This is a genomic window from uncultured Corynebacterium sp., from assembly GCF_902489365.1.
GTDB lineage: Bacteria > Actinomycetota > Actinomycetes > Mycobacteriales > Mycobacteriaceae > Corynebacterium.
This window is the reverse complement of sequence record NZ_CABTZR010000086.1, coordinates 1-8339: the sequence shown is the minus strand read 5'-3', so window position 1 is coordinate 8339 and position 8339 is coordinate 1. Positions and strand designations below refer to the sequence as shown.

Annotated in this window: 7 protein-coding genes; all 7 read left to right on the top strand. The window is 59.3% G+C overall.

Annotated features, from left to right (window positions below; translation table 11 throughout):
* Positions 1-150: 150 nt before the first annotated feature.
* Positions 151-837, top strand: a complete 687-nt coding sequence (locus tag RDN59_RS10355; RefSeq protein WP_308607765.1) for a DJ-1/PfpI family protein — start codon at positions 151-153, stop codon at positions 835-837.
* Between the two features lie 232 nt (positions 838-1069).
* Positions 1070-2740 carry an AbgT family transporter gene (locus RDN59_RS10350; RefSeq protein WP_308607764.1) on the top strand — a complete coding sequence of 557 codons (1671 nt, stop codon included), beginning with the start codon at positions 1070-1072 and terminating at the stop codon, positions 2738-2740.
* A 4-nt stretch (positions 2741-2744) separates the two neighbouring features.
* A complete protein-coding gene (locus RDN59_RS10345) occupies positions 2745-4100 on the top strand; it encodes a M20 family metallopeptidase (RefSeq protein ID WP_308607763.1) in 1356 nt (451 codons plus the stop codon).
* Between the two features lie 174 nt (positions 4101-4274).
* Entirely contained in the window at positions 4275-5306 is a 1032-nt protein-coding gene (locus RDN59_RS10340; RefSeq protein WP_308607762.1) for an ABC transporter substrate-binding protein, read from the top strand.
* Positions 5307-5341: 35 nt separating this feature from the next.
* Positions 5342-6343: an iron chelate uptake ABC transporter family permease subunit gene (locus RDN59_RS10335; RefSeq protein WP_308607761.1), complete on the top strand. Its 1002-nt coding sequence runs from the start codon at positions 5342-5344 to the stop codon at positions 6341-6343.
* Between the two features lie 35 nt (positions 6344-6378).
* Positions 6379-7398, top strand: coding sequence for an iron chelate uptake ABC transporter family permease subunit (locus RDN59_RS10330; protein ID WP_374044607.1), 1020 nt, complete (start codon positions 6379-6381; stop codon positions 7396-7398).
* The gene (locus tag RDN59_RS10325) at positions 7395-8150 is read left to right on the top strand and encodes an ATP-binding cassette domain-containing protein (RefSeq protein WP_308607759.1); all 756 of its coding nucleotides are present in this window, start codon (positions 7395-7397) and stop codon (positions 8148-8150) included. The genes RDN59_RS10330 and RDN59_RS10325 overlap by 4 nt, the downstream gene beginning before the upstream one ends.
* Positions 8151-8339 lie beyond the last annotated feature (189 nt).

Genomic DNA, 8339 nt, shown 5'->3' with positions numbered 1-8339 from the left:
CGCATTAGCCCAGGCTGCACAGGACATCCGTCCCGGTTTATCCACACGAAATGTCCCTGAAGCCGCTTAAATGGTCGTGAAGCCGCCGGGAATTGAACCCGGGTCCCGGATGTTCGTCAGCAGCACTACGGCCTGCTTTAGGATGGCCGCATGGATACCGAATCTCTCCGCATTACGGTCGTTTTGTTTGAGGGCTTTGAGCTTCTCGACGTCTTCGGACCCGTCCAGCTGCTTCAAGCGGTGCCTGACGTCACCGTGGTTTTCTCAGGACCGGATGGTGGGCCAGTTGCTAGCTCGCACGGCGTGGAAGTGGTGCCGACAGTTTCTTATGGGCAGATTGAGCCGGCCGATGCCCTCCTCGTCCCGGGCGGAAAGGGAACCCGGAAGCTCGTAGAAGACGAATCTTTTCTGTCGTGGCTTCGTGAGGCGGGTGTACAAGCACCTTGGATCGCCTCCGTGTGCACGGGTTCTGCGGTCTTAGCGGCGGCCGGGCTCTTGGAGGGCTACGCCGCAACAAGCAATAAGCGTGCTTTTAGCTGGGCCACGTCCTTCGGGGGCGATGTGTCCTGGCGGCCGGAGGCGCGGTGGGTGCACGACCGCAATCGATGGACCTCCTCAGGCGTGGCGGCGGGGATGGATATGACTGTCGCGCTCATTGCGCGCCTCGTATCAGACAGTGCTGCCATCGACGCTGCCAACTTTGCGGAATATGAGCCACACCGCGACGCCGGGTGGGATCCTTTCGCGCGGCTTTATGGGCTGGTGCCAGCGAGTGGCGACGAAGCTGAGCGTGGGAGCGGAACGATCGGGCAATCTGTCGACGCTCACGGTAGATAAGGGGCTAAAAACTGGCGATTTTTGGCCACTATTTACCGTGGGCGTAGTTGGGGAGAGCCTGTAGGTATGCGGAGGTGAGCGGGCAGCGAGAAAGTGGAGTCGGAGTAGCTCTGGCCGTACAAAATCTGCCGAAGAAGGAAAATATTTGTTACCCAAGTTACATTCTCGTGGTAGCCTTTCCCCAACAGTGTGACGTGGAGCACTGGGACTGACCCCTACGACAGGAGTACCCATGAACAGCCCATCCAATGCAGTGCCACAAGGTGGCGCCGGCACCACGGAGAAGTCGAAAGCAAATCCCGCCAAGGCCGAGCAAAAATCGAGCCAACAGTCCGGCGGGGGAATGCTGGATAAGTTCCTCAACGGTGTCGAGTACATCGGCAACAAGTTGCCGGAGCCCTTCACCATCTTCCTGATTCTTTTCCTGATCACAGGCGTTCTCTCCACCATCATGGCGAAGATGGGCGTCGAGATTAAGGTGCCCGGTTCGGATGAGATCCAGCCGGTCAAAGGCTTGTTCACCGGTGAGGGGCTGACGTGGTTCACCACGACAATGGGTGAGAACTACATCAACTTCCCGCCGCTGGTGACGGTGCTGCCTATCATGTTGGCCGTGGGTGTCGCGGAGCGCTCCGGCATGCTCTCTGCGTTGATTCGCAAGCTCTTCGGTTCCGCGAAGCCGTGGTTGCTTCCGTACGCCGTCGGCGTTATCGGTGTGACCGCCTCCGTCATGGCGGATGCTGCCTTCGTTATCGTCCCGCCGCTGGCCGCGATGGTTTTCAAGGCTGCGGGCCGCCACCCGGTGGCCGGTCTGATCGGCGGCTTCGCCGCCGTGGGCGCTGGCTATTCCACATCCTTGGTGCCAACTTCCCTGGATGCACTTTTCGCGGGTATTACGACCGCGGTCATGGAGACCCTGCCGAATACCGAGTTCGCTCCGGTTAACGCCATGTCGAACTACTACTTCAACGTGGCGTCTTCCATCGTGCTCGGTGTGCTTGCCGGCTTCATCATCGATAAGGTCATCGAGCCGCGCATGTGGAAGCAGGAAGTTCCCACCGAGGAAGATATCGATCCTGAGGATACCGCCGAGCGCGGCGACCGCGACGAGAACGGCGAGGAGCTCACCGCTGAGCTGCGCCCAGCCGAGTCCAAGGGCCTCATCTGGTCCGGTGTGGCCACGGTCATCCTCACCGCCATCATTCTCTTCGCAGTCCTTCTGCCAGAATCGCCGTGGCGCAATGAAGAGGGCGGCTTCTTGCCCAAGTCCCCGCTGCTGAACTCCATTGTCTTTATCGTCTTCGCCTACTTCTTGGTGCTCGGCGTGGTCTACGGCAAGGTTGTCGGCACGGTCAAGGGAATCACCGATGTTGTGAACATGATGATCGGCGCGCTCAAGGACATGATGAGCTTCCTCATCTTGGCCTTCATCCTGGGCCAATTCGTGGCCCTGTTCTCTTGGACCGGTATCGGCACCTTCACTGCAGTGAAGGGTGCTGCCTTCCTCGAATCCATCGGGCTTACCGGCTTCCCAGCTATTTTCGCCTTCATCGCTCTGGCGTCCTGCCTGAACCTGCTGATTATTTCCGGATCCTCGATGTGGACGCTCATGGCCGCGGTCTTCGTTCCCATGTTTGCCCTGCTGGGCTATGAGCCGGCGTTTATTCAGGGCGCATTCCGCGTGGGCGATTCCGCAACCCAGATCATCACCCCGCTGAACCCGTACATGATTGTCATGCTTGGCTTCCTACAGCGCTATGAACGCGAGGCAGGCCTGGGAACGCTGATGTCGCGCCTCGTGCCCTTCGTGGTCCCATTCTTTACCGCGTGGGCGATCTTGCTGGCCATCTGGTTCTACGTAGATCTTCCGTTGGGACCGGGCAACAACGTCATGATTGGTTAAGCGCATGAATCAACGCAACAATCCATCGACAGCGTATTTGGAAGCGATGGAGGAGGGCGTCGCCAAGCGCGTGGCGTCTGCAGCACCACCGGAAAAACAGGGAGAGGACTACCCAGGCCAAGCGAAGCTCTGGGATGCGGTGGCCGCGCGGGCTGAGGCCTTGCGGGAGAAGGCCGCGCACATCGTCGCGGACCTGCACGCTCACCCTGAAACGGCCTTCGAAGAACATCGCTCTATGGCGGTGCTCGCGGACATCGTTGAAGAGCACGGCTTCTCCACGCGCCGCGGGGTCTACGGCGTGGAGACCGCGTTCGAGGCTTCCTGGCAGAGTGCAGATTTCGACCCTGAACGGCATCCCACCGTGGCCATCCTGGCGGAGTACGATGCCCTGCCACAGATCGGGCACGCGTGCGGGCATAACGTCATTGCCGCGGCGGGCGTTACTGGATTCTTGGCGGCTACTGCCGTGCTGGACGACGCCCCTCCCATGTCCGGCCGCATCCTCCTCCAGGGGACCCCAGCGGAGGAAGGGCATTCCGGCAAGGAATACATGATTCGTGGAGGCAGCCTCGACGGCGTGGATGCCGCGGTGATGATCCATGGCTTTGGCTATGACATTGGCGCGCATGCCTGGGTGGGCCGGCGCATCCTACGCGTGACCTATCGTGGCGTGGCCGCGCACGCCAGCTCTCAGCCCTTCATGGGGCGCAACGCCCTTGATGCTGCGAGCCTGGCTTACCAGGGGATTGGGCTTATGCGGCAGCAAATGCCGCCATCGGATCGAGTACACGCCATCATGGGCGGTGGCGATCGGCCTTCCATCATCCCGAGCGCGGCGGATATGACTATTTACGTGCGCTCGTTGGGGACGCGCACACTCATGGATCTGTCCGCCAGGGTGGAAGACATCGTCCGGGGCGCTGCACTTATGGCCGGTGTAGAGGTGGACGTGGATTGGGATGAGCATCCGATGACCCTGCCCGTGCGCAACAACGCGGCGCTGGTGGAGCGGTGGTCGGCCACGCAGGCGCGCCGCGGACGCACCGCGCTGCCCGCTGGGACGGTGCCGGATACGGTGGCTGCTTCGACTGACTTTGGCAATGTCTCTCACCTCGTGCCTGGTCTGCATCCGATGGTGAAGGTATCGCCAACTGACGTGGCTCTGCATACGGAGGACTTTGCACGCTGGGCTGCCACGCCGCGGGCGGCAGATGCGGCCGTTGATTCGGCGGCGGGTTTGGCACAGGTTGCCCTCGATTTCTTGGCGGATCCGAATTTCCGCCGCGCGGTGCGGGAGGATTTTGATAGGGAAGGGCCAGTGTCGGTGAGTGATCTCATCGCGGAGAAGGGGGAAGGCTAAGCGTAAATATTTTGTTCTAAAAGGCATGTCACGGGGTGGCAGGTGGTGGTCTGCTACCCCCGTCATAAATTAGGAAACATAAGCGTGCTTGAAAGGTAAGCCTTACTTGAGTTAGGTTAGGCGCTGTCCTTATTTGCCAACTGTGGTTAGCCACACCTAATATGCAAGGAAGCTATGTTTAACCTTTCTCGCCGTGCCTCGCGCACGACCGCCGCCAAAGTTGCCGCCACTCTCTCGGTCGCAGCGCTTGCTCTCACCGGCTGCTCTTCCAGCCAGTCTGAGGAGACCGCTGAGCCGACCGAATCCGCGGCGGCAGGCGCCTCCACCATCGCCCTGGAGGATAACTTCGGCTCGAAGGAAGTCACCCTCCCGGTGGAGAACCCTGCGGTGACGGATAACCGCGCCTTTTCTGTCCTGGCGCAGTGGGATATCGACCTTGCTGCCGCACCGCTGCCGCTAGTGCCGAAGTCCTTGCGTGACACCTACAACAAGGACACGGTCGAGGTTGATCTGGGCTCCCACAAGGAGCCGGACCTTGAAGGTCTGGTAGCTGCAGAGCCGGACGTCGTGTGGAACGGCCAGCGCTTCGAGCAGCACCAAGAAGATATTGAGAAGCTGCTCGAGGATGTCCCGGTGCTTGACTTCGAGCCGCGCGATGACGAAGACTTCTTCGACGAGCTCAAGCGCCACACTGAGGCCCTGGGCCAGGTTTTCGGCCATGAAGAGGATGCTGCGAAGCTCATCGAGGATTTCGACGCCGCTGCTGAGCGTGCTAAGAAGGCCTACAACCCAGAGCAGAAGGTCATGGCTGTGAACACCTCTGGCGGTGAAATCGGCTACATCGCTCCCGGCATCGGGCGTGTGTACGGCCCGGTTTTTGAGCTGCTTGGCCTGACCCCGGCCCTGGAGGTGTCCAACGCCTCCGATGACCACGAGGGTGACGATATCTCCGTTGAGGCCATTGCCGAATCCAATCCGGATTGGATCCTCGTCATGGACCGTGATTCCGCTATCTCCAAGGAAGGCCAGGATGTCACGCCGGGCGAGAAGCTGGTCAAGGACAACGCGGCGCTCAAGAACGTTACCGCTGTGAAGGAAGGCAACGTTTACGTGGCGCCGAATGACACCTACATTGATGAGTCCATCATTACCTACACCGAGATCTTGAACGCGCTTGCCGACGCCTTCGAGAAGGCCAACGCCTAAACAACTCTCTCGGCAGCCAAGGAGGAGACTAAACCGTGACGGTGAAGAGCAGCGCTGCGGCAGAGCACTCAGCTGTCAGCCCGCGTAACTCCCGCGGACCTGTGCTGACCTGGAAGCTGGGTCTCGGCGTGCTCGGCGTCATCGCGCTGCTCATCCTTTCCCTCATGGTGGGGGAGTACAGCATCCTCGATAATGAGGACGGCTGGTCCATGTTCTTCACCACCCGCATACCGCGAACCGTGGCGCTCGTCTTGGCGGGCGCCGCGATGGCGATGAGCGGTTTGGTCATGCAGCTGTTGACCCAAAACCGCTTCGTGGAACCCACGACGACGGGAACCACCGAGTGGGCCGGATTGGGCCTGCTCTTTTCGCTTATCCTTTTCCCGCACTCATCCGTGCTGGTGAAAATGGTCATTTCGGTTTCCTTCGCGTTTGTGGGAACCATGGTCTTCTTCGCGTTCCTTCGCCGCGTGGCGCTGCGCTCCTCACTCATCGTGCCGATCATCGGCATCATGCTGGGCGCTGTCGTTAGCGCGGTATCGTCATACGTGGCGCTAGCGACGGATACCTTGCAGCAGCTCGGAATCTGGTTCATGGGATCTTTTACTTCTGTCTATGAAGGACAGTACGAGGTGCTGTGGGTCGTGTTGCTTGTGCTCATTGCTGTCTACGTTTATGCGGACAAACTCACCGTCGCCGGGCTAGGGGAGGACATCGCCACCAATATCGGCCTGAATTACCAACGGATGATCCTGCTGGGAACTGGCCTCATCGCGGTGGCAACGGGCGTGGTCACCGTCGTCGTCGGTGCCCTGCCGTTCCTTGGGCTCATCGTGCCCAACGTCGTAAGCCTGGTGCGCGGCGATGACCTGCGCTCCAACCTCCCGTGGGTCTGCCTACTTGGCATCGCCACCGTGACCTTGTGTGACCTGATTGGCCGCACCATTATCTCCCCGTTTGAGATGCCCGTATCAGTCATCCTGGGCATTGTGGGTGCTATCGTGTTCGTCGTCTTGATCGTGAGGTCGACCAAGTGAGTGTGAGTATCTCTATCCCTGCGACGAAGGAACATGTGAAAGCTTCGCGTTCCCGGCGAAACGTGGGCAGCTTCCAGTCTGCGGCCGCGGCCCGAAAGTACTGGATCATCCTCGGCGCGTTGATCGTCGCCGGGCTGGTCTTCGCCTTCGGTCTCTTGGCCTATGACAACCCCATGGACTTTGGGACCCGAAAGTGGTGGCTTATTGCGCGCCGCCGCGCTGATGCGGTGACCGCCATGGCAGTTGTCGCCGTGTGCCAAGCAGTCGCAACGGTGGCGTTTCACACGGTGACCAACAACCGGATCCTTACTCCCTCCATCATGGGGTTTGAATCCCTGTACGTCGCGATTAATACAGCCACGATCTTTTTCCTTGGCGCCTCCGGCCTAACTCAGGCCCGCAACATGGGGACCTTCCTTCTTCAGCTTGTACTCATGGTGGGTCTGTCGCTCTTGCTGTACTCGTGGCTGCTGACCAGCCGCCGCAATAACATGCATGCGATGCTGCTGGTCGGCATCATTATCGGTGGGGGCTTGGGATCGCTCTCGACGTTTATGCAGCGCATGCTCACGCCCAGTGAATTCGACGTGCTCACCGCGCGGCTCTTTGGTTCCGTAAACAACGCGGAGAGCGAGTACTATCCCATCGCCATACCGTTGGTTCTCGCGGTGACGCTGTTGATGTTCCTGAACTCCCGGCAGCTTAACGTGCTTGCGCTAGGACGCGATGCTGCGACGAACCTTGGTGTTAACCACAAGGTCAATGCAATCTACACGCTGATTTTGGTCTCCATCCTTATGGCAACAAGTACCGCGCTTGTAGGGCCCATGACCTTCCTTGGCTTCCTCGTGGCAACCTTGGCCTACCAGGCAGCGGAGACGTATGACCACCGTTTTTTGTTCCCAATGGCAATCGCCACGGCCTTTGCCGTTCTCACCGGTGCCTACTTCCTCATGCAGCACGTCTTCTACGCGCAGGGCGTGGTCTCCATCATTATTGAGCTGGTGGGCGGCAGCGTCTTCCTTCTGGTCATTCTGCGAAAGGGCAAGCTGTGATCAAGCTTTCCAAAGTTTCCAAGTCCTACTCCGGTGAAACCAACATCGGCCCCATTGATCTGGAGATCCCCTCCGGCGGTATCACTGCGCTGATTGGGCCGAACGGCGCGGGCAAGTCCACGATGCTGACGATGATTGGCCGGCTTCTCGACGTCGACGAAGGCACCATCGAGGTCGCCGGTTACGACGTGTCCTCCACGAAATCGCAGGACTTGGCGAAGATCCTTTCCATCCTGCGTCAGGAGAACCACTTCATTACCAAGCTGACCGTGCGCCAGCTGGTGAGCTTCGGCCGGTTCCCTTACTCGAAGGGGCGTCTGACTGCAGAAGACGAAGAGGTAGTTTCGCGCTACATTGACTTTTTCCGCCTTGGTGAATTGGAGAACCGCTACCTCGATGAACTTTCCGGCGGCCAGCGGCAGCGTGCCTACGTAGCGATGGTGCTCTGCCAGGAAACGGATTACGTGCTTCTCGACGAACCCCTCAACAACCTCGACATCTCACACTCCGTGGAGATGATGAAGCACCTGCGAAAGGCCGCCAAGGAATTCGGCCGCACGATCATCATCGTGTTGCACGACATCAACTTCGCTGCCCGCTATGCCGACTATATTTGTGCGGCCAAGGACGGGAGCATCGTTTCCTTCGGTAGTCCGGAGGAAATCATGCGCGATGAGATTCTCACGCCCATCTTCGAAACCCCAATTACCGTTATTGATGGCCCGGATGGGCTGTTGGCCTGTTACCACTAGCTATTCACATTCAGGTGGACTTCCCGACAGCCAGAAAACCGCCCCAGGACGAGCGCAAAAAGTGCCTCTTCCTGGGGATTTGTTGTTTGTTGGGGGTGTGCGTATATTTATCGAGGTCGCCGCGAGGTAGCCGTTTGGTTAACTGGTGGTAGATGTTCGGGCAATGTTTGTTCGGCGGGTTTGACTTTG

Bases quoted from the DNA above. Each gene is read 5' to 3' on its own strand.
- RDN59_RS10355 (WP_308607765.1), top strand. From the start codon at position 151: ATGGATACCGAATCTCTCCGCATTACGGTCGTTTTGTTTGAGGGCTTT.
- RDN59_RS10350 (WP_308607764.1), top strand. From the start codon at position 1,070: ATGAACAGCCCATCCAATGCAGTGCCACAAGGTGGCGCCGGCACCACG.
- RDN59_RS10345 (WP_308607763.1), top strand. From the start codon at position 2,745: ATGAATCAACGCAACAATCCATCGACAGCGTATTTGGAAGCGATGGAG.
- RDN59_RS10340 (WP_308607762.1), top strand. From the start codon at position 4,275: ATGTTTAACCTTTCTCGCCGTGCCTCGCGCACGACCGCCGCCAAAGTT.